This window comes from Fictibacillus sp. 7GRE50, assembly GCF_015903875.1.
Taxonomy (GTDB): domain Bacteria; phylum Bacillota; class Bacilli; order Bacillales; family Fictibacillaceae; genus Fictibacillus; species Fictibacillus phosphorivorans.
The window spans coordinates 363,811-385,866 of the sequence record NZ_JACZDW010000004.1 but is presented as its reverse complement, the minus strand read 5'-3'; the positions used below and the strand labels follow the sequence as shown (position 1 = coordinate 385,866).

The window sequence follows — 22,056 nt, the reverse complement described above, 5'->3', positions numbered from 1 at the left end:
CTTTTATGCATGCAAGATCCACTCTTTTAAGAGGATTCCTATTTTAAGCTGCCTTTGTTTTTGTTTGTACCAATCGGTTAACAAAATGGAATGCAATGGTTTTACGGGTTCATAAAATTTTTCAGTGTTCATGTTCTTTCGGTACCAATCTCCTGTGTCCGACCGGTTATGCTCGATGATCGGAAACGCAAGTCTTAAGAAAGGAGTCTCTCTTTTTTTGTCGGGATAGATGTAGGTTTCAAAATCATGTCTAGATCCGGTGTGAGTGACTTTATCAGCAAAAGAAAGAATCTCTTCACTCCACTTTGATTCAAACAAAATGGTGTATAGTTTTTTTCCTGTTTCAATCCTATTTTTCGTCTTTTTAAATCCATGGACGGATATTCCAATCACTTCCCCACTCTCAACAGGAAAAAGCACGGTACTAAAATGCATATAATCTTGAAAGAGAAACGGTACCTTTGAAAAGATCCTCTTCTTATAGAACCCATCCTCTATAACTGGCTTTTCGATCACGTGTTGTTCATTAATGATTAAAGACGTACAAATTCGCTTCAAATCTTTCTCTTTCCAGAATTTTTCCCACTCATGAACCATAAATGTAGAAACACCAAAGTATTTGAGCAGATGAAAATATGGCTGACCCTGTTTCTTTGAGTACTCATAGATCAATAGCTGTGGATACGCATCCTGAAAGATCAGCCAGTTAGCCCGTTCATATGTTAGAAATAGATGCTTTCTAGTATCCCTAGACAACATTCTAGGCAACCAGTCCCCTTTTAAGTCACACATGCTGTAACCTGCATTTCTCGAAACAAGACTTGCGAGCATCGCCCACCTTACTTCAGGGTTATGTTTATAAAATGTGGCATAGCTTACGGTACGTGAAATATTGTCACGATTTTGTGAATTCGTACGTTTCAAAATGTGTTGAATGATATCGTCATTATGCTGTACCACGCTCTTCCTCCATGCTTTTTGTCCTATTTTCTATCGTTCGCTTTCGTGTTATAAAATATTTGTGTCATATAAGAAAAAAGAGTAAACTAATGGTTATGAAAGATGTATTTGGAAAAAGGAGGCATAGACCTTTGGCGAAGACAGTAATACTTTATACACAAGAAACGTGCCCTCCATGCTTTGCAGAAAAAGAGTGGCTAAAAGCAAACGAGATTCCTTTTGAAGAACGAGATATTCGTAAAAATGATGCCTATATGAAAGAAGTGATTGACCTCGGCGCTTCTGCAACTCCTGTTACCGTTATTGAAACGGAGGACGCAAAAGAAGTCGTCATGGGCTTTGTAGAAGAAGAACTTTCTCGACTACTAAAAAAGTAAACATCCAACGGCTATGTGTATCGTTTTTTTCATGCGCATAGCCATCTTTCGTTGTAAAGGAGATGAATCATGGGTACCTTTCATTATCCAAACGGTAAGAAAGTGACTTCTATCGTGAAAAAACAATCTTCATCTTCTATCAAAAAGGATATTTCGTACAGCAACAGAGGAATGTCGTTAGAAGATGATATCAATCAGAGCAACGAATATTATCTTTTAACCAATCAAGCGATCATCCATAAGAAACCTACTCCGGTTCAGATCGTAAATGTAGAATATCCAAAACGATCTGCCGCTGTCATTCGTGAAGCATACTTTAAACTCGCTTCCACGACAGATTACAATGGGGTGTATAAAGGAAGATACATTGACTTTGAGGCAAAAGAAACAAAGAATAAGACGAGCTTCCCACTAAAGAACTTTCATGAACATCAGTTACTTCATATGCAGCACATCTTAGATCATGGTGGGATCTCGTTCGTCATCCTTCGTTTCTCTGCAACAGATGAGAGCTATCTATTCGACAGTTCTCACTTGATCACGTTTTGGAACGAACAGAGAGAAGGCAGAAAATCCATTCCGAAGGGTGAAATCGAGGAAAAGGGACATTCTATAAATATCGGGTATCAACCTCGGCTCCATTATTTGCAAGTGGTAGATTCTGTCTATTTCTAGTCGTTCATAAATTGTCAAATGTCGTCGAATAATTGAACGTGTTCATTTTTTATGAAGTTGAAAGGTTGGTAAAACAATGTCAAAAGATTACCGAAGCCGTATGGAACGCAGACAATCTAGTGATGGTTCCAAACCGGCAACTAAAACAAAAACTAAAAAACCTAGACGAGGACGTAACTGGAAGAAGACTCTGTTGATCCTTGCTCTTATATTAGGCGTTTTAGGACTGTTAACGATCGGCGTTATTGCCGCGACCTCTCCTAAATTAGATCCTAAGAAACTAGAAACACCAGTATCCTCTAAGATTATGGATATGAACGACAAGGAAGTTTCTCTTGTTGCAGGTGAAGAAAAACGAATTCGTGTGAAGATTAATGAAATTCCAGAACCTGTACAAAATGCTTTTATTGCAACAGAAGACGTACGTTTCCGTGAGCATAGCGGTATAGATGTACGTCGTATCGCTGGTGCCGCTTTCGCTAACGTTAGGGAAGGCTTTGGAGCAGAAGGTGCGAGTACGATTTCTCAGCAGGTTATTAAGAACACCGTTTTAACAAATGAGAAATCTCTTACTCGTAAGATTCGCGAAGCTTATCTTTCTGTTCAATTGGAACAGAAATATTCAAAAGATCAAATTCTTGAAATGTATTTAAATAAAATCTACTTTGGAAACAATGCTTATGGAATTGCAACAGCCGCAAAAGTATATTTCAACAAGGATGTTGATCAACTTGAAGTGCAAGAAGCAGCTCTATTAGCTGGTCTGCCAAAAGCACCAAGTTATTATGATCCTACTAGAAATCCAAAAGAAGCAGAACATCGACGTAACGTTGTATTGAACTTAATGGCTCAGCATAAGTTCATCTCAAAAGAAGAAGCAGAAAAAGCTAAAAGCATTTCTGTTAAAGACATGATCAAAGAAGGCGAAGTTAAGACTGAAACTCGACCTTATGATGCTTACATTAAACAGGTTATTGATGATCTCAAAGATATTGAAGGTCTTGAAGAAGCAGATATCTATTCATCTGGGCTTAAAATTTATACAAATTTAGATACGAAAGCTCAGCAAACAACTGAAGATGTGTTAAAAGCGAAATTAAATGAAGAGCATGAATACCTACAGTCTGGAGTTGCTTTAGTTGATACGAAGACAGGATCAATTCGTGCTGTTGGAAGTGGACGTGGCGGTCAATTAAGTAATTATTTCTCTTCAAAAATTACGCGTCAGCCCGGTTCTACTATTAAACCTATCCTTGATTATGGTCCTGCGATTGAAAACAAACAATGGAACACAGGTTATATCTTGAAAGATGAACCAGTAGAACTAAAAGACATTACGATTAACAACTTTAACGACCGAAACGTTGGAGACATCTCAATGCGTCAAGCACTCGTTGAATCGAAGAACACGACTGCTGTTCAAGCATTCCAAGAGGTTGGCGCTGAAGAAGCAACAGATTTTGCAAATAAGTTAGGTTTTAATTTAGATCCAGATACAACTTATCCATCCTACGCAATCGGTGGATTCAACGGTGGTATCTCCCCTCTTACATTAGCTGGTGCTTATACATCGTTTGGTAACGGAGGGATCTACTCAAAACCAACTACGGTACGTAAAGTTGAATTCCCTGATGGACGTGTCGTTGAAGTTGATTCAGAACCAAAAGCAGCAATGAAAGATTATACAGCTTATATGATCACAGATATGCTAAAAGATGTTATGGATAGAGGTACTGGTCGTGAAGCGAACGTTAGTGGACTTAACTTAGCGGGTAAGACAGGTACAACAAACTATTCTAAAGAGGATCGCGATAAGTACGGTCTTCCTGATGGGGCAACGAAAGATGCTTGGATGGCGGGCTATACGCCTACTTATACAGCAGCTGTTTGGACCGGTTATGCCGAGAACAAAGACAAAGAAGGTAACGGTCTCTATCTAAACGACAATGAAGCCGATTATTCTAAGCAGATCTTCCGTGATATCATGAGCGAGTTAGATCATAAGAACACCGACTTCAAGAAGCCGAAATCCGTAACGGAAGTCGCGATGGAAAAAGGAACAGGTAAACGCGCAAGTGAATTCACACCTGATTCTGAGAAGATCATCGAGCTTTTCGTTAAAGGATCTGACCTTCCTGGGATCAGTGATAGCTATGAAAAACCTTCTTCGATCGAAGGATTAGAAGCGAAATACAAAGAAGATAAAAACGAGATCGAAGTTAAATGGAAATATGGTAAGAAAAAAGGGGTAACGTTTAGAGTTCTCGCAAGCTATAACGATGGACCGATGCAGGAACGTGCAACGATCAACGATACGAAGTTCGTTGTTCCAGCACCTGCTCCTGGTAAATATTCGTTCCAAGTCATAGCGATCGACAGTGAGAACAACACAGAAAGTGATCCTGCAGGAACTTCGATTACGATAGAAGGCCCTGAAGGTGAAGAGCCACCACCTGGTGAGGGTGAAGGCGAAGAGCCTGGTACTCCTCCTGGAGAAGAGCCTGGAACTGAGCCGCCAACAGAAGGTGAACCTGGTACTCCTCCAGATCAAGGAGGCGGTGAAGGTGAACAACCGGGCACACCTCCAGGACAAGAGCCTGGGACAGAGCCACCTACAGAAGGTGAACCTGGTACAACCCCTACACCTCCTGGACAAGAGGGAAACAGACAACAAAACGGTGGAGGGCTCATCCCTCCTCTCAATCAATAAAGATTAAAAAAATCCGTCAGCTGATTTTAGCTGGCGGATTTTTTTCTATTTGATGTTATATCGATCGATCAAATAGTTCCAAAATACAGGATAACCAAACGAAAGGTTCCAAAAGCTTACTCCTGCAAAGCCGTATTGGTCGACCACATCAAACTTTGCTCTCATGCTTCGAAGATCTTCAAACCATACCACATGCTCTTTTTTCTGTTTATCCCAATAACGGAAATATGGAGCTTCATCTTTTCTGGAGTATTTAATCGCAGCCTGCCGCTTTCCAGCTAGCTGTGTCGCTTGAACCGGATTTAGTGCTTTCGCAAACTCACCACCCTGTTTATACGGTAACGTCCAGTCATAGCCGTACAGATTGATGCCCATCAAGATTTTCTTTGGATCGATCACACTCACTGCATAGTCGAGCACCTTTTTTACAGATGGAAGCGGACTGACGGCCATCGGCGGTCCCCCGCTATATCCCCACTCGTACGTCATCAAAATCACATAATCGACGATCTCACCGTGTGCTTTGTAATCATGCGATTCGTACCATTCTCCTTCTTGTGTGCCTGAGATCTTTGGTGCTACCGCGGTCATGACGATGAAATTTTCTTGATGCATCTTCTCTGTGAGCGTTCTTAGGAACTGATTGTATGCTTCTTTGTTTTGTTTTCCTAAGAACTCAAAGTCCACCGAGATCCCTTCATACCCTTTTTGCTTCATGATTCGTAAGGATTCGTTTATCACTTTATCAGTAATCTCTTTTTTCGTTAGAATCGCTGTTCCGACTTCTTCACTAAACTCTCCGGCTTTTATGTTCGTGATCGCCATGATCGGGCGCACGTTTTTATTTTTAGCATCTTTTAAGAACTCGGAATCATTCAGTGGTTTGAATATGCCTTTCTCGTTCACTTCATAGCTAAAAAGCGTAATGTACGTCAGCGCTCTTGCGGCCGCATCAAAATTGGCTTGTGCTTTCGGATTAGGTTCTGCAAACGCGTTCGTGACGATCGTTTTCTTCGTACGCTGTGGAACGTTCAGTTGCGTTCCTGGCCGGAGGTTGCTATCTGTCACACCGGGATTTGCCTGCTGTAGCTGTGCGACAGATACACCGATCCTGTTTCCGATCTCCTCTAATGAATCACCAGGCTGAACGGTATACGTAAACGGTGTTGGAATAAAAAGTGTCTGTCCTACTGTTAGCACGTCTTTTTCTGACAATCTGTTAACCGTAGCTAGCTCCTGCCACGGCAATTTATAGTACTGCGAAAGTCTCCAAAGAGAATCGCCCCGTTTCACCACATGAATCTGCATGATACCCCTCCTAAAAAACGTCTCATGTCATCATCATATGTCCAAGTGTCTTGTCCTTATGTACTGCGCTTTTTTAATATGACACTTTTCTTTTCCCACTCAGAAAATAACTCACTGAGTTGTATGTACGATTGATAGTGATCCAGCTGATCTTCAATGAACGTAAGCCGCTCGATCGCATTCACAGGTATGTGCTTGAATTCCTTTAAATCGTTTTTGTAATTCATCAAATCATCAGGCTGCACGCCATTTCCCATATAGATCGTTTTCAAAAGCTGTTGTAAGAAGTATTTCATTGGTTCTTTTGCTTGTTGTTTGTTACGATTCTTAAAGTGTAACGCAATTTCTTTTGACTTCTCTTTCCACTCTATAAAAATGTTTTCTATTTTCTCATTCATTTAGAACGCCTCCGCTTTTTATCCAAAAAAAAGAGCTTATCAAAAGATAATCTCTTATCTAAAGTTATTGTACCTCTTTAAAAGAGTGTATTCCAAGTGGCTTGTCCGACGATTCCATCTACAGCTAAACCTTTTCTTTTTTGATAAGCTTTTACTGCAGATTCCGTTTGTGAGCCAAAGATGCCATCCGCCGTAATATTTAATGCACGTTGTATTCGGCTTACATTGCTTGAGTCAGTTGAACCTCTTTTGATGACATAGCCCGGATACGGTACAACAGCGCTTCCGTTAGAACTTCCAGGCTTTGGTTTTGTCGGCTGTGATGGTTTTGCTGGCTGCTTTAACACAGCATCTAACTTATTTAACGTGTTCGGTCCAGCGATTCCATCAACTGCTAGTTTGTATTTTCTTTGGAAAGCTCTCACGGCGTTTTCTGTATTTGGACCATATATCCCATCTGCTACAAGCGAGTAACCCGCTCGTTTTAGTTTGTTCTGCAGATCTCTAACTCTTTGACCAGTGTCCCCACTTCTTAAAATACTAGTGTTAGCTCCTGGTATTGGTTTTGGAGTAGGTTTTGGTGCTGGTGTTGGGATTGCTTGATTGGATATAGAATTCTCTACATCTTTTAGGAACTGGTCATATGTGATTCCATAACGATTTAAAGCATTATCTGGATCTGTTCTTCGCCCTGGATCTAATTGTTTGTGGCTTGCGATCTTTTCTTGTGGTCTCCAGTTATATCTTTTGCAAAGGTAACCCCAGAACCAGACGTAACGTTTATACGCTTCTTGAAAATTGATCCCGCCTCCCCAGCAGAGTTCCACACCGATCGCTGCATCATTCGATTCTCGACCAAAACGCAGGTTGTCCAATCGTGTTCCATATTGAACATGATACGCTTTTTCATCGAGCGGTATGATCACAAGGATCTCTTTATCATCTATAAAAACATGTGCGCTCGCACTCGGTTGTTGGTTGTTAAAATAGTTTCGGTTGTTTCGGGCGGAAGTCCCTGGGTTTCCCGTATCGTGAGCGACTCCGAAGAATGGCCCGTCAAGCTTCGTACCAGGTCTTGCATTACCTAACTTAATATAGTCATATGTGATTGAATATGACACAAAAACATCACTCCTTTCTATATGGTATGTAGAAAGAAAGTGATTGCTTGTACATAGGGGGTTTTTGTGCAGATTTTCAGACGATTTGTTAGTATTTGAGGGTTTGTTCGGCTGTTTAGACCTTGTGAAATGAATTTGATGTTGTTTCTGAAGCTTTCTTTAGCATACCCGCAATGGTATATGTAAGAAAAATTCAGGAAATTTCTTCAATAATCCATGAAATTTCATACATAATTCGGCGAGTTGGGACAATAATTCGGCTAGTTTTCACCATATATCAGCGGGTCGACAAATCATGACAACCTCACCTCACTAAAGTACCCCCTATGAGTGCCGTCCATCACTACCTACCAGATTCAAATACAAAGAAAAACCGTAACTCCACTGGCGGTTACGGTTTTAAGCTATCTTTTTTGTGACAGCTTCTTTTTCTCTTTTTGGTTCATCCGCTTCTTACCTTCTCGGCAGATGGAGAGGAGTGGACACTCTGGGCAGTTTGGATTTTGTGCTTTGCAGTGATATCTTCCAAAAAAGATCAAACGGTGATGAGTTGCCCCCCAAAGCGATTTTGGAATCTTCTTCATCAATGTTTCTTCTACCTGCAGAACAGAGTCTTTCCATTTACAGATGCCTAGCCTCTTAGAAACCCGTTCAACGTGCGTATCAACGGCGATAGCAGGAACACCATATGCTACAGACACTACCACGTTTGCTGTTTTTCGCCCTACCCCGGGCAGCTTCGTCAGTTCATCTCGATCTTTCGGAATCTCTCCTCCGTATTCGTTCAAAACGAGTTCACTCAACTTTTGAATGTTCTTCGCCTTGTTTCGGTATAGACCGATCGATCGGATATCATCCTGCAGCTCTTCTATCGTTACGTCCAAATAATCTTGCGGCGTTTTATATTTTTCAAAAAGCTTCGGTGTGACTTTATTAACGAGCGCATCTGTACATTGAGCAGACAGCAGCACCGCGATCGTAAGCTCGAATGGGTTCGAGTGATGAAGTTCGCAATGAGCGTCCGGAAACATATCCTCGATCTGCTCTAAGCAAAATTGAATCTGTGCTTTGTTTAACACGTGTATGTTACCTCCTGTTATAAAAAAGAAAGACCTTAGAATAATAAGGCCTTTTCAAGTATTACGATTCCAGCCAGTTGTATTGTGGTCGTTTGATACCTGTATCGTTTCTCGGTTGTTCTTGTTTACCTGTTCTTTGCAGCTGTCTCACTCTGAATTTTTCACCGTACGTTTTTGCAGCTTCAGGACTGTTAATGCCGTTCTTCTTCCATTCGAATAAAATACGATCAATATATCGGAAATTCAACTTTCCAGATAAAACGGACTCTTTTAATGCAGAGAGAATTAATTCTGGAGACTGTTGATCCTCATCCATCCAAATTTTAAGCGTTTCAAGCTCCATTGGAGATAAAGGACGACCGAACTCTTTTTCAAAACGAACAAATACGTTCTGTTCCTGATGCTCCTTATGTACCTCTTTTTGGACCTGCTCTTCTTCTTTTAAACTTTGAAGAAGTCTGTTCCAAAGCGGCTGAAGCGTATAAGCCTCAAAATAGACGCCTTTTTCTTTATCTTCGAACTGATCCATACCGAGCACGCCTCTGCCGATCAACGACCGCAGCATAGCAGACACTTCATCACTTGAAGCTGACATCCGTTCAGATAGCTCAACAGGAGTCGGAAAGTAGTTTCCTGATTCTATAAAAACATGAAGCTGTATAAACAACATGCATTCGTTATCGGATAGGCCGATCTTTTTGTACGTTTTGATTAACATATTAGGGATGCTGACCGATCCTTCAGCCATCCATCGTTCAAATAAATTACCGTTCATAACTAAAACACCTCTTGCTACATTATAGCATATAAAACTAGCTTTTTTATTTTCGCTGTACTGGTGAATGTTGAGAAAAAAATAGTTTTGGACGTGATGAGCTAAGGCTAGGAGCTTGTCGAAATTTGCAGAACCGCCTTTATTTTCTTTTTTTGACTTAATTGGTTCCGATTTTGACTTAATTTTTTCATTTTAGACTTAATCGCGTCGGAAAACGACTTAATTCTTCCTCAAAACGACTTAATTGCACGTTTCCCACACTTACTACACTACCTAAAACAATAAAAAAATCTCCCCGCATAACAGGGAGATTTTAAAATTTATTAAGGATATAGACGGTTCAATAGACGTGGGAATGGAATCGTTTCACGAACGTGCTCCGCTCCAGAGATCCAAGCTACTGTACGCTCTAATCCAAGACCGAATCCTGAATGAGGAACGCTTCCGTATTTTCTAAGTTCTAGGTACCATTTGTAAGCATCATCTGTTAATCCGTGCTCTTCATAACGCTGTTCCATAAGGGCAAGGTCGTCGATACGTTGACTTCCACCGATGATCTCTCCGTATCCTTCTGGAGCGATTAAGTCTGCACAAAGTACAACATCATCACGGTTAGGATCTGGCTTCATGTAGAACGCTTTGATGTCTTTCGGATAGTTTGTGATGAAAACTGGTTTATCGAAACTTTCCGCGATCGCTGTTTCGTGCGGCGCACCGAAGTCATCTCCCCAGTCGATATCGTCAAACCCTTTTTCTTTTAGCATCTTGATCGCATCGTCATAAGAAACACGAGGGAAAGGCGCTTTAACGTTCTCTAGTTTAGAGATGTCACGTCCAAGTGTCTTCAGCTCGTTCTCACAGCGTGAGATCACAGATTGAACGATGTGTGAGATGAACTGCTCTTGGATCTCAAGAGATTCTTCGTGTTCCACAAATGCCATCTCAGGCTCGATCATCCAGAACTCGATCAAGTGACGACGAGTCTTCGATTTTTCTGCACGGAACGTAGGACCGAACGAGTATACTTTTCCAAGTGCCATCGCTGCTGCTTCCATGTAGAGTTGTCCACTTTGTGAAAGGTACGCATCTTCTTCAAAGTACTTCGTATGGAACAATGAAGTCGTTCCTTCTGCAGAGCTTCCTGTAAGGATCGGAGGATCTACTTTTGCAAAGTCGTTGTTGTAGAAGAACTCGTTCACCGCATGAATGATCTCGTTACGGATCTTTAAGATCGCGTGCTGACGCTTAGAACGGATCCAAAGGTGACGGTGGTCCATCAAGAATTCTGTTCCGTGTTCTTTCGGTGTGATCGGATAGTCTACCGCTTGATGAAGCACTTCAACATCTGTTACTTCAAGTTCTACTCCTAGAGCTGAACGCTCGTCCTCTTTAACTGTACCCGTTACGTAAAGACTGGATTCTTGCGTAAGTCCTTTTGCTTTTGCAAAAATCTCATCACCAACTTCACTCTTTACGACAACCCCTTGCACGAATCCAGATCCATCGCGAAGCTGTAAGAAAGCGATCTTACCTGAAGAACGCTTATTAGAGAGCCAAGCACCGATCTTTACGGTCTCGCCTACGTGTTCACTAAGCTTTTTAATCGTTGTTTTCACTACATGTACCTCCACTGTACGTTATCAAATATCTACCAAAAAAAATTATGAAGGAGAACTTTCTAAAAATCAATCATTACTTGCGTTTTGAGTTGATAAAACGTTCGATGCGATCCAACGCTTCCATTATCGTATCAAGACTTGTTGCATAAGAAAGTCTCACGTTGTCTGGCGCTCCAAATCCTGAACCTGGAACTAACGCCACTTTTTCTTCTTCTAAAAGAGCTTCTACCCACTCATCAACAGATTTAAATCCTGTCATACTTACCGCTTCCGTTGCATTCGGGAACAGATAGAACGCACCGCTCGGTTTTACACATGTGATGCCAGGAATCGTGATCAGACGGTCGTACACTTTGTTCATACGCTCTTCAAACGCTTGACGCATCTCTTCAACCGGTTCTTGTGTACCGTTATAAGCTGCAAGTGCGCCGTGCTGAGATGTTGTTGTCGGATTTGATGTACTATGACTGTCTAAGTTCGTCATCGCTTTGATGATCTTAGCGTCACCTGCTGCAAATCCAATTCTCCAGCCTGTCATCGCATGAGATTTAGAGAGACCATTGATGATGATCGTCTGTTTCTTCAGTTCAGGTGAAAGCTCAGCGATCGACGTGTGCTTCACTCCGCCATAAACTAACTTTTCATAGATTTCATCAGAAACGATCAACACATCATGCTCTAGACAAACTTCTCCGATCGCACGCAGTTCGTCAGCCGAATAAAGAGATCCAGTCGGATTGCTTGGTGAGTTTAGAATCAGCACCTTCGTTTGTTTCGTGATGACATTTGTTAAGTCTTCTGCTGTGATCTTGAAGCCATTCTCTTCTTTTCCTTCTAAGTAAACAGGTGTACCGTCTGCTAGTTTCACTTGCTCAGGATAGCTCACCCAATACGGAATCGGGATGATCACTTCATCTCCTTCATCAAGGATTGCTTGGAACAGAGAGTACAACGAATGTTTTGCTCCTGTACTAACGATGATCTCAGACGTTTCATACGTTAAGCCTTGATCTTGCATCAGCTTGTTCGCGATTGCTTTTTTCAGAGATAAAAGTCCGCCAGAAGCCGTATATTTAGTGTGACCTTCTTTCATAGACTCGTAAGCCGCTTCTATAATATGTATCGGTGTATTAAAGTCAGGTTCACCTGCACCTAGTGCGATTACATCGTGCCCTTCTGCCTTTAATTGGTTTGCTTTTGCTGTGATTGCTAGAGTTGTTGAAGGAGTTAATGCCTCCACACGTTTTGCAAGCTTCATACTACTAAATCCCTCCACTTTTTTATTCATCTGATTTCTATTGATCTGATTCTTTCAGACGATAGATCTCGTATCGCTCACCACTTTCAAAATACCCATAAAAGTAGGTGTAACGGTCATTCGTGTCATAATAGACCACTTCCCACAATGGAATGCCATCTTCCATGCCTAAACGGCTGTCGACGATTGTCTTCGCATCGTGGTTCTGTTTCACATAATTCAGGATCTGTTTCTCTGAAAGCCCTTCTTTCGCGTTCAAAGAGGTAATCTTTTTGTCTTTATCGACCCAAACGATCTTGTTTGTGCCTTTTTTGTTCTTGCCTTCTACTACATAATACGTCTCGTTCTTATAAAAGTGATCCACATTCGTAATAGAAACGAGGTCCTCTTCTTTCTTAGCGATCTCAACCGCTTCTGCTTCTTTTTTAGCGGGCTTTGCTTGAACGCCATTAAACAGATAATAAGCTTGCCAGCTTGCTAAGATTAGAATGCCAATAACAACAAGTATCCACTTTTTTCCCATATTTAAGCCTTCCTATGTGCGATAGATCGTAAAAATCATCTTATTTTTATTTTCGTCATCTAACGCGAGCCCAAACATTAAATCTTGATGCTTTAATGTTTTGTTCAGTTCAGATACTACTTTATACAAGTCACTCGACTTGTCCACCTTTAGCGTCGAAAGAACTTCAATTTTGCTTTCCACGGTTCTTCCTCCTCTTACATCGATCTTTTCCTTGTTTACTATAGCAGAAAATCGGTGAAAAAGGTACTTTAGAATCCTTTAATGAAAAGGAAAAGCTTAAAAAATAGAGCTCTTTTTCGTATGGTCGATTTCCGTTGCAGGTTAGTCGCTTTCCGTGGGGCAGGCGGTGAGCCACATTCGTACGTTTTACGTATAAGTGTCTCACTTGCCCACCTGTCCCACAGGAGTCTCCCACCTTTCACTCCCAATCAACCTACTAAGAAGAAGGGATTTTATAGTAAATGTCCTTAGGAAAAGGGTAAAGAAAAAAGAAGAAGCAAAAAATCCGCTTCTCCTTACATATTATTCCATCCAATCATCCAGTTCTGACACGAGTTCATCGATCGGTTTGATCGATACCGGTAGTTTTGGCAGCGATTGAATGAAGGATTTTCCGTATCTCGTCTCAATCATTCTTCGGTCGAAGACGAAGACGGCTCCTTTATCTCGGCTGCTTCTCACCAATCGGCCGAACCCTTGCTTAAAGCGTATGATCGCTTGCGGAAGGGAAAGATCATAGAACGGATTTCCGCCTTCTGCTTTCAACTTCTCGCTTTTAGCGGCCATCACAGGCTGATCTGGCGGTGTGAACGGCAGACGGATGATCACGAGACAAGAAAGATCGTCACCAGGGATATCGATTCCCTCCCAAAAACTGTTCGTACCAAACAGGATGCTGTTATCAAAACGCTGAAAGTTCTTTGTAAGACGCGCCCGGCTTCCAGAATCAACGCCTTGTGCGATCAATACGAACTCTTCGGCATCCATCAAGCTTTTGAACGCTCCGTGTGTCTCTCGCAACATCTCGTAAGAAGTGAACAGAACGAGCATGCGCCCTTTCGTTACTTTTGCGATCTCGTACAGAGAAGACGAGATTTTTTTAACGAACGTTTTCTGATCCACTTCATTAATGAGCGGAATGTCTGTTGGCACCATCAGCTTCGCTTGTTGTTCATATTGAAACGGAGACGGCAGCTGTGCGCTGATCGGACCAAAGTCTAATAGTCCAAGCCTCTCACTCAAGTAACGGAAACTGTTCTTTACACTCATCGTCGCAGAAGTGAGCACAACCGAGCTTTTTTTGCCAAAGAATTTATCTGCTAGAATCTGATCGATCTCAACAGGCTTCGCAAAAAGTGTAACCGCGTGTCTTGGACCTTTTGACTCTGCTTCCATCCAATACACTTCTTCAGATAACGGGCAAGTCAATAAGTGATGAAGATCTGTCATCTCGTCCTGCAGATCGTTTAAGATGCCTTCTAGGTCGACTAAGAAACCTTTTTGCTGAACCGTTAGATGTTCTTCGTATTGATCAAAGCTCTTCAAAACACGTTTTACAGGCTTCACAAGATCACCCATAAACTGACGTGCCCGTGCTTCCATCTCTAGAACTGGTTCCCAAGCGGCAGCCTCGATATCTTCTTTCGTATAACGAAGCGTTAATTTCGTCAACTCAGTTGAGCGAGACGATTTGGCTTTGCGTAGACAGATCGTCTTGATTTGCTTGAAGATCTCATCAAGTTCATTCTTTACATCAGAAAATAATGTATCCCAGTTAGCAAGATGATGTTCGTATTTTGGAACCTCAAGAAGATCACAGATCTCCCTAAATGTATTCATCATTCCATCTCCATCCGTCTGCGATAGACGATCTAAGAGCTTAACGAATGAAAAATAATCTGTTTCTTTTCCGAAATGATCGCTTACGACTTCTTCCACATGGTGAGCCTCATCCAAGACCACTTCTTTATAAGCGGGCAACAGTTGATTATCAGACTTCAAGTCGGTAAACAACAACGCATGATTCGTAATCACAAGATCTGATTCATGCGCGGCTCTCCGCTGCTTGTGATAATAACATCTGGAGAACCAAGGACATCTATGGTTCAAGCAAGAGTTGGCATCACTTTTTACCGTGTTCCAAAACAGCTTTCCGCCTGATGCCATCGACAGTTCTTCTACGTCGCCTGTCTCCGTTTCTGTAAGCCATACGATGAGTTGCGCTTTTGTGAAGTTCATATCGTAATTATCATCGTGATGATCCATTAGCGTATGTTCAAATTTTCTTAAACATAGGTAATGATTTCTTCCTTTAAGAAGAGTCGCTGTAAAATCAAAGGGCATGATCCTTTTTAGCAGCGGAACATCGCGTTCTAACAGCTGTTGCTGAAGCTGTACGGTATGTGTAGAAACGACAAGCGGACGGTCTTTCTCCTTCGCATGTCGTATACCGGGTATGAGATAACCGAGTGATTTCCCTACACCCGTTCCCGCTTCAATCACAAGGTGCTGATTCGTGTGAAGAGCTTCGTCCACGAGTTCGACCATTCTCTGCTGACTTTTCCGCACTTCGTAATGCTGCATATGCTGCTGAAGCTGATCATGAACCTCTTCGTCTTTAAACTCTGTAAAATCATCATCTGAAGATTGTACAAAATCCGGTCTCTTTTTTAGAGCGAGTTTTCGGTAAAAATCAAACGTCTCATCATCTGCTAAAAAAGCTGACTTCTCCGCGATCATATCCCCTACGATGCTTTCTAAAGAACTCTGCAGTTTCTTTAGAAAAGGTGTGAGCCTCTCGAGTGTTGCGAGTGGGAGATTTTCTAGCTTTTCTAATAGATGAATCAAGAGTCTTGCAGTTACTTCTGCATCACTGTCAGCTTGATGCGGGTTAAGGTGTTCTAATCCTAAATAATCTGCAAGCATCCCTAGCTGGTAGCCGTCTGCTCCTAAAAGAAGCAGTCTTGACATCTCAACTGTATCAATCAACGGCATGGATAGCCGCGAATAGCCTGCATGGTCGAGTTCACCTTGCAGAAACGAATAATCAAACATCACATTATGGGCAACAAAATAAGCTCCTTCTAACATCTGAAGGAGCTTTGGTGCCACTTCTTCAAACAACGGGGCATCTTTCACCATTTCGTCGTTGATGCCCGTCAATTGCTCAATAAATGGGGGGATGGGAACGCCTGGCTGGATGAACGTAGAGAATCTGTCCGTTATCTTTCCTGCCTCAACGGCGACCGCACCGATCTGGATAATTCGGTCTCCTTTTGCTGCTGAATTTCCTGTTGTTTCAAAATCGATAACGACAAATCGCCGTGTCATAGCCTTCACCTCATTCCCCTGTGGCTTGTTTTATATCGAATCAATAAATAGTAGCCTCAGGTTCAACTCCGAGCATCTCTTGTACACGATTGTTCTTGTCCATAATCGCAACTTTCGGTACATGATGTCTTGCTTCGGTCTCATCATACATTCCGTAGGAAATAACAATAACAACATCCCCTTCTTGTACGAGACGTGCTGCAGCGCCATTTAAGCACATCACACCAGAACCTCGTTTTCCAGGAATAATATACGTTTCAAAACGTGCGCCATTATTATTATTTACAATTTGAACTTTTTCGTTCGGAATCATGTCAACAGCATCCAAAATATCTTCATCGATCGTGATGCTGCCAACATAGTTTAAATTAGATTCAGTCACCGTAGCACGGTGGATCTTGCCTTTCATTAACGTACGGAACATGTTTCTTCCTCGCTTTCTAGTCTACTTAAAATGTTGTCTAAGATGACATTATCAATCAAACGCGCTTTGCTGAACTTTACAGCTACAGCAATGATCAACTTTTTTGATTCTGGTGTAGGAGGAAGAAGTTCAGGATACGAAAGAATCTTGCAATAATCTACAATACCGCTCGTATGTTCCTCCAAGTATTTTATCATCTTTTGTTCGGTCTCACCACTATCACCCTCTAAAAGCCATTTTTTCGCTTTTACAAGAGATTCACTCAGATGAACCGCTTCTTTTCTTTCCGTGTCATTGAGATACACGTTTCTAGAACTCATCGCAAGACCGTCAGCCTCACGCTTTGTCTCACACCCGATCACTTTGATTGGGAAGTTAAAGTCTTCAACAAGACCTTCAATGACAGCTACTTGCTGCGCATCTTTCAATCCAAAATAAGCGAAATCTGGAGATACGATATGAAACAGCTTTGTGAGTACTGTTGCCACACCATCGAAGTGTCCTACTCGACTTTCCCCACAAAGCGCATCCACTCGTTTGTTTACAGAAACTGTTACGACGGATTCGTGAGGGTACATCTCTTTCGTATCTGGAAAAAATAATACATCTGCTCCAGCTTTTAATGCCAATTTCTGATCACGATCAAGGTCACGAGGATATCTGTCAAAATCTTCGTTAGGTCCAAATTGCAGCGGATTAACAAAGATACTGACAACAATCACATCAGATTCTTTCTTCGCGCGTTCGATCAGTGATAGATGGCCGTCATGAAGATAGCCCATCGTTGGTACGAATCCTATCACTTTTCCCGCTCTTTTTTCTTCAGAGATCCATTTTTGCATGTCTTTAATAGAATTGATCTGTTTCACGATTGAACTCCTCCGTACAGAGAATGAAGCGTTTCAGCCTTCATATTAAAACTGTGGCTTTCTTCCGGAAATTGCTGTTTTTTTACGTCTTCTTTATATTGTAAAAGTCCTTCTACCATAACATCCTTCACGTTTCCATACGTTTTCACAAACTTTGGTACATGGTGAAAACCGTAGCCGATCATATCGTGGTAGACAAGGACTTGACCGTCTGTATGTTTTCCTGCACCTATTCCGATAACAGGAATTCTTAGTTTTTTTGTTACGATCTCAGCCAACTGCTGCGGAACACATTCCAAAACGATCGCGAACGCACCAGCTTTTTCAAGCAACAGACTCTCTTCGATGAGTCGCTCCGCATCTCTTTCTTCTTTTCCTTGAACACCATAACCGCCCATCACACCAACCATCTGGGGTGTTAGACCAAGGTGTCCCATGACAGGAACTCCAGCGTCAGTCAACCGTTCAACCGTTTGAACAATCTGTTTTCCGCCTTCTACTTTGACTGCAGAAGCACCGCTTTCTTGAAGAATTCTACGCGCGTTGTTCAGCGTTTCATCGATCGAACCGTGATACGTCATAAACGGCATATCCGTCACGATAAACGTGTTCGGCGCGCCGCGCTTTACCGCTTTTGTATGATGAATCATATCTTCCATCGTAACAGGTATCGTTGAATCATAGCCAAGCACGACCATGCCAAGAGAATCTCCGACTAACAAAAGATCCATCTCCGCTTTTTCACAGATAACCGCAGCCGGATAATCATAAGCCGTTACCATCGTGATCTTTTCGCCATCTCTCTTCATCTTAAGAAAACTTTTCGTCGTTTTCATCATAAAGCCTCCCTGTTTTTAATTGGGCTCTTTCCATAAGCAGTTGTTTTTAAATTTTTTGTTATTGTTAAGTTCTTTCTAAAGATTATTGCTATTTGAAACTTAATCCTCATTGCAAGTTGATTGTAGCGGAAGGTTGCCGACTCCTGCGGGACGAGCGGACAGGTGAGACCCTTAATGGCGCGAAGCGGCAAGGGGCTCACCGGTCGCCCCGCGGAAAGCGAGCAACCTGAAGCGGAAATCAACATCTCTCAAAAACAACAGTGCATTACAGAAATTGCCTTTAACTAACAGGGCCAGAAGTGCAAAAAACCTTCTTTCCAATAGAGGAAGAAGGCATAGGAAAAAATCCTAGACTTTTATTGTTTGCTCCCTCTGTCCCGGTCCTAAATTTGGATCTAGGCAGATATAAGGTTTGTGGTCAAAACTAGACAAGATTAGTGCAGTTCCACATGGATACCGCCTACAACTTTATTTTATCACGGACTTTCCTCAAGTAGAAGGAAATTCGATATCTGCTGAATAGATGGAGTGTACGACACCATGATCGTCTTCTAAAAGCAAAACACCTTCTTCAGTGATTCCTTTGGCATAACCCGTGATCGCCCCTGTTATGGATCTTGCTGTAATTCGTTTACCTAAACTGAACGCACGGGATTCCCATAATAGCTTGATAACGCCAAATCCGTTTTCAAGATATTGATGGTATTGGGCTTCGATCTCTTGAAGAAGCACCCCAACCACTTCAGCCCGCTTGAATGATTGCCCGCTTTCAATCGCTAGACTTGTAGCGATCTCGCTGATCTCATCCGAAAAGTGCTGTCGTTCTTGATTCACATTGATCCCGATCCCAACGATTACCGAGTGAATAGAATCTGCTTCTGCTTGTAGTTCTGTTAAGATGCCAGCTGACTTTTTACCGCTGATTAAAATGTCGTTCGGCCATTTGATCGCTGCTTCAATGCCTGATACTTTTTCGATCGCTTTTGAGACAGCTACCGCGATTAGCAATGTAAGCTGAGGCGCTTTTTGAAGTGGAATGTTAGGCTTTAAGATCAAGCTCATCCAAACTCCTGTCCCCTTAGGAGATTGCCACGCTCTCCCTAGCCGTCCTCTCCCACCGGTCTGTTCGTCAGCGAGTACGATGCTTCCTTCGACCGCGCCATCTCTAGCAAGAGCATGTGCGATCTCTTGTGTACTTTTTACAGATTCTCTGTACGTAATCTTCTTTCCGAATGTGCCGTCACCCGTAAATAATGACACTTCTTCAGCAGTTACAGCATCAGGAGACGTGACTAAACGGTATCCTCTCTTCTGAACGGCTTCGATCGTATAGCCGTTCTTACGAAGTTCTGAAATGTGTTTCCAGATCGCGGTTCTCGAACAATCCAGTCTGTTGCTGATCTCTTGACCTGAAACAAACTTTCCTTCTTGTTCTGTAAGCATATGCAACAGTGCTTCTTTCATCATGGCTCCCACCTTTTTACCCAATCCTTTAGTACGGATGAGCAGAGGGCTAGTTCTCCCTCAACGATTTTTTTCTCCATCTCTTCTAAAAGCTTCCCCAACCAAATTCCAGGTTTTCGTTGTGTGATCTCTGATATTTCCTTACCATCTAGCGGAATATCTTTTCTAGATGTGATCGGAATCTCGCTATATCGCTGTTTAAGTTGAGCGATTTCTTCAGCATAATCCTTCTTTTCGATCGCACTTTTTAACGTGATGCTTGATAATGCAGTCTCCAAGCCAAAACGGTACAAATCCATCTTGCTCCAGGAAGTAATACGATAGGCGGACATAAGCTCACCTACTTTTTTGATCATGTGATTTGGAAGTTTCCAGACTTTCAAAAATCCTCTAACATCACTCACATCAGATAACAGCAGGATAGCTGTCCATCTTTGTTCGTCAGATTCTAATTCGTTCCAATCAAAGTCCATAAACTGAGCATTCTGTTTTTCTTGCATCTTAGTAGGCATGTGATCTAAAACAGAGGATTCTTTCATAAACTTCAGTGCAATTCCCGCTTGTACACCTTGAAGCAGTTTAATGAACTCGATCGCAATTCGTTCTGTTGAAATACGACGAAGCAAGTATGCTTGATCTTTGATAGCACGCTTCGTTTCTGCTTCAATCGTCATGTGATACACACTCATGAACCGGCAAGCTCTCATGATACGAAGAGGATCTTCTGAAAAGCGCAGATTCGGATCTCCAACAGTCCGAATCTGCTCTCTCTTAAGATCTTCACGTCCGCCAAAGTGATCGATCAACTGAAAAGATGTATCCAGAGCCATCGCATTGAACGTAAAATCTCTTCTTGAGAGGTCTTCTTTTAGATCATCAACAAACCATACTTTTGATGGCCTTCTATAATCCCTATATTCATCTTCTTTTCTAAACGTTGTAACTTCATAAGATACAGATTCGTGTCTTACGATAACAGTTCCATGTTCGATACCGACCGGAATGGTCTTTGGAAAGATTCGTTGTATGTCTTCTGGTCTTGCCGAGCTCGCGATATCGATATCTTTGATCGGACGGTCAAGCAAGTGATCTCGTACACAGCCTCCAACAAAATAAGCACGGTACCCTTTTTCTTCCAACCGCTTTAATACCGGTAAGGCATTTTGGAACATTTCGTTCATACCGTACGATCCCCTACTAAGGAATAATAAATATCTTCATAAATCGAGACGATTTTGTCAGATAAGAAGTTTTCTTTTACATGTCTTACCGAATTTTCTCTGAACGTCATTAGCTTTTCTTCATCCTGTAACAGCGCGAGCGCTTTTTGTGCTACCGATTCTGGATCACCTAGCTCCACCATATAACCTGTCTCGCCATCGACGATCACTTCCGGTATTCCACCAATATTAGTTCCAATAACAGGTACACCACATGCCATCGCTTCTAGCAGTACGAGTCCAAAGCTTTCTTTTTCAGATAAAAGTAACTTTAGATCACAGATCGAGAACAATTCACCTACATTCTCCTGTTTTCCTAAGAACAACACATCATCTTCAATATCCAGCTCACGTACGAGTTCGCATGCCGTTGTTAGTTCTGGACCATTTCCGATCAATAACAGTTTTGAAGATAGTTCTTTTCGAATGAGAGCAAATGATTTGATCACATCTTCTAATCTTTTTACTTTTCTAAAGTTAGAGATATGAACGATGACTTTTTCATTCTCTTCAATGCCGTATGTTTGTCTCAATTCAGCATTATTGCTTCTTCTGTAATACACTCTTTCATCTACAAAGTTATGTACAGGAATGATGTCTTTGTTGATATTTAAAAGCTCTAGCGTATCTGCTTTCAGCTGATGAGAAACAGATGTAACCACATCTGATTTCTCAATACCGAACTTGATCATCTCACTTAGTGAAGGATCGTATCCGAGTACCGTAATATCAGTTCCGTGTAGGGTTGTAACGATCTTCATCTCATCATTTAGCATCTGTTTTGCTAACACCGCACAAACGGCATGCGGCACGGCGTAATGAACATGAAGAAGGTCAAGCTTTTCTCTTTTCGCTACTTCTGCCATCTTGCTAGCTAAAGCAAGATCATAAGGCGGATATTTGAACACGGAATAATGGTTCACTTCAACTTCATGAAAGAAGATATTCGGATAAAATTTTCCTAAACGAAAAGGAACACTTGATGTAATAAAATGAATCTCATGTCCTTTTTCTGCTAATAGTTTTCCTAGTTCTGTTGCAACCACTCCTGATCCGCCTACGGTCGGATAACAAGTGATGCCGATTTTTAACGTCATAGACTTT

The 22,056-nt window shown here is 41.8% G+C and carries 20 protein-coding genes and 1 pseudogene; 3 read left to right on the top strand and 18 right to left on the bottom strand.

Annotated features, from left to right (window positions below):
- Window positions 1–3: 3 nt before the first annotated feature.
- Window positions 4–960, bottom strand: a complete 957-nt coding sequence (locus IHV12_RS17110) for a DUF2515 family protein (protein ID WP_370568827.1) — start codon at window positions 958–960, stop codon at window positions 4–6.
- A 131-nt stretch (window positions 961–1,091) separates the two neighbouring features.
- Here IHV12_RS17110 and IHV12_RS17105 point away from each other — a divergent pair, with 131 nt between their 5' ends.
- From IHV12_RS17105 to IHV12_RS17095, 3 genes are all read left to right on the top strand, one after another.
- Window positions 1,092–1,337 carry a glutaredoxin family protein gene (locus IHV12_RS17105; protein WP_197130541.1) on the top strand — a complete coding sequence of 82 codons (246 nt, stop codon included), beginning with the start codon at window positions 1,092–1,094 and terminating at the stop codon, window positions 1,335–1,337.
- Window positions 1,338–1,406: 69 nt separating this feature from the next.
- Entirely contained in the window at window positions 1,407–2,012 is a 606-nt protein-coding gene (gene recU / locus IHV12_RS17100; RefSeq protein WP_197130545.1) for a Holliday junction resolvase RecU, read from the top strand.
- Window positions 2,013–2,112: 100 nt separating this feature from the next.
- Complete coding sequence (locus IHV12_RS17095) at window positions 2,113–4,722, top strand: PBP1A family penicillin-binding protein (RefSeq protein ID WP_197191566.1); 2,610 nt, start codon at window positions 2,113–2,115, stop codon at window positions 4,720–4,722.
- Between the two features lie 45 nt (window positions 4,723–4,767).
- Here IHV12_RS17095 and IHV12_RS17090 read toward each other — a convergent pair whose 3' ends face one another.
- The 17 genes and pseudogenes from IHV12_RS17090 to bshA all read right to left on the bottom strand — a co-directional run bounded on the left by IHV12_RS17090 (window position 4,768) and on the right by bshA (window position 22,049).
- Window positions 4,768–6,030, bottom strand: a complete 1,263-nt coding sequence (locus IHV12_RS17090) for a glycosyl hydrolase family 18 protein (protein ID WP_197191565.1) — start codon at window positions 6,028–6,030, stop codon at window positions 4,768–4,770.
- 56 nt (window positions 6,031–6,086) lie between these two features.
- Window positions 6,087–6,428, bottom strand: coding sequence for a YpoC family protein (locus IHV12_RS17085; protein WP_197130555.1), 342 nt, complete (start codon window positions 6,426–6,428; stop codon window positions 6,087–6,089).
- Window positions 6,429–6,505: 77 nt separating this feature from the next.
- Window positions 6,506–6,967 (bottom strand): peptidoglycan-binding domain-containing protein, encoded by a 462-nt coding sequence (locus tag IHV12_RS22735; RefSeq protein WP_370568842.1) that lies wholly within the window; start codon window positions 6,965–6,967, stop codon window positions 6,506–6,508.
- An 81-nt stretch (window positions 6,968–7,048) separates the two neighbouring features.
- A pseudogene (locus tag IHV12_RS22730) lies at window positions 7,049–7,549 on the bottom strand (peptidoglycan recognition protein family protein); the annotation flags it as partial.
- A gap of 404 nt (window positions 7,550–7,953) precedes the next feature.
- The gene (nth, locus tag IHV12_RS17075; protein ID WP_197191563.1) at window positions 7,954–8,628 is read right to left on the bottom strand and encodes an endonuclease III; all 675 of its coding nucleotides are present in this window, start codon (window positions 8,626–8,628) and stop codon (window positions 7,954–7,956) included.
- Between the two features lie 61 nt (window positions 8,629–8,689).
- Window positions 8,690–9,403 carry a DnaD domain-containing protein gene (locus IHV12_RS17070; RefSeq protein ID WP_197130564.1) on the bottom strand — a complete coding sequence of 238 codons (714 nt, stop codon included), beginning with the start codon at window positions 9,401–9,403 and terminating at the stop codon, window positions 8,690–8,692.
- 323 nt (window positions 9,404–9,726) lie between these two features.
- Window positions 9,727–11,019 carry an asparagine--tRNA ligase gene (gene asnS / locus IHV12_RS17065; RefSeq protein ID WP_197191562.1) on the bottom strand — a complete coding sequence of 431 codons (1,293 nt, stop codon included), beginning with the start codon at window positions 11,017–11,019 and terminating at the stop codon, window positions 9,727–9,729.
- 76 nt (window positions 11,020–11,095) lie between these two features.
- Window positions 11,096–12,280 carry a pyridoxal phosphate-dependent aminotransferase gene (locus IHV12_RS17060; protein ID WP_197191806.1) on the bottom strand — a complete coding sequence of 395 codons (1,185 nt, stop codon included), beginning with the start codon at window positions 12,278–12,280 and terminating at the stop codon, window positions 11,096–11,098.
- Window positions 12,281–12,317: 37 nt separating this feature from the next.
- Window positions 12,318–12,803 (bottom strand): DUF5590 domain-containing protein, encoded by a 486-nt coding sequence (locus IHV12_RS17055; protein ID WP_197191561.1) that lies wholly within the window; start codon window positions 12,801–12,803, stop codon window positions 12,318–12,320.
- Window positions 12,804–12,815: 12 nt separating this feature from the next.
- Complete coding sequence (locus IHV12_RS17050) at window positions 12,816–12,986, bottom strand: YpmA family protein (protein WP_082820684.1); 171 nt, start codon at window positions 12,984–12,986, stop codon at window positions 12,816–12,818.
- Window positions 12,987–13,328: 342 nt separating this feature from the next.
- Complete coding sequence (gene dinG, locus IHV12_RS17045) at window positions 13,329–16,136, bottom strand: ATP-dependent DNA helicase DinG (RefSeq protein WP_197191560.1); 2,808 nt, start codon at window positions 16,134–16,136, stop codon at window positions 13,329–13,331.
- Window positions 16,137–16,176: 40 nt separating this feature from the next.
- On the bottom strand, window positions 16,177–16,560 hold the full coding sequence (panD, locus tag IHV12_RS17040; protein ID WP_066395605.1) for an aspartate 1-decarboxylase: 384 nt from the start codon (window positions 16,558–16,560) through the stop codon (window positions 16,177–16,179).
- The gene (gene panC, locus IHV12_RS17035; protein ID WP_197130587.1) at window positions 16,545–17,429 is read right to left on the bottom strand and encodes a pantoate--beta-alanine ligase; all 885 of its coding nucleotides are present in this window, start codon (window positions 17,427–17,429) and stop codon (window positions 16,545–16,547) included. The genes panD and panC overlap by 16 nt, the downstream gene beginning before the upstream one ends.
- Window positions 17,426–18,265: a 3-methyl-2-oxobutanoate hydroxymethyltransferase gene (gene panB, locus IHV12_RS17030; protein ID WP_197191805.1), complete on the bottom strand. Its 840-nt coding sequence runs from the start codon at window positions 18,263–18,265 to the stop codon at window positions 17,426–17,428. The genes panC and panB overlap by 4 nt, the downstream gene beginning before the upstream one ends.
- Window positions 18,266–18,757: 492 nt before the next feature.
- Window positions 18,758–19,744, bottom strand: coding sequence for a biotin--[acetyl-CoA-carboxylase] ligase (locus IHV12_RS17025; RefSeq protein WP_197191804.1), 987 nt, complete (start codon window positions 19,742–19,744; stop codon window positions 18,758–18,760).
- Complete coding sequence (locus IHV12_RS17020) at window positions 19,732–20,913, bottom strand: CCA tRNA nucleotidyltransferase (RefSeq protein ID WP_197191559.1); 1,182 nt, start codon at window positions 20,911–20,913, stop codon at window positions 19,732–19,734. Before IHV12_RS17020 ends, IHV12_RS17025 begins: the two co-directional genes overlap by 13 nt.
- Window positions 20,910–22,049, bottom strand: coding sequence for an N-acetyl-alpha-D-glucosaminyl L-malate synthase BshA (gene bshA / locus IHV12_RS17015; protein ID WP_197130599.1), 1,140 nt, complete (start codon window positions 22,047–22,049; stop codon window positions 20,910–20,912). Before bshA ends, IHV12_RS17020 begins: the two co-directional genes overlap by 4 nt.
- Window positions 22,050–22,056 lie beyond the last annotated feature (7 nt).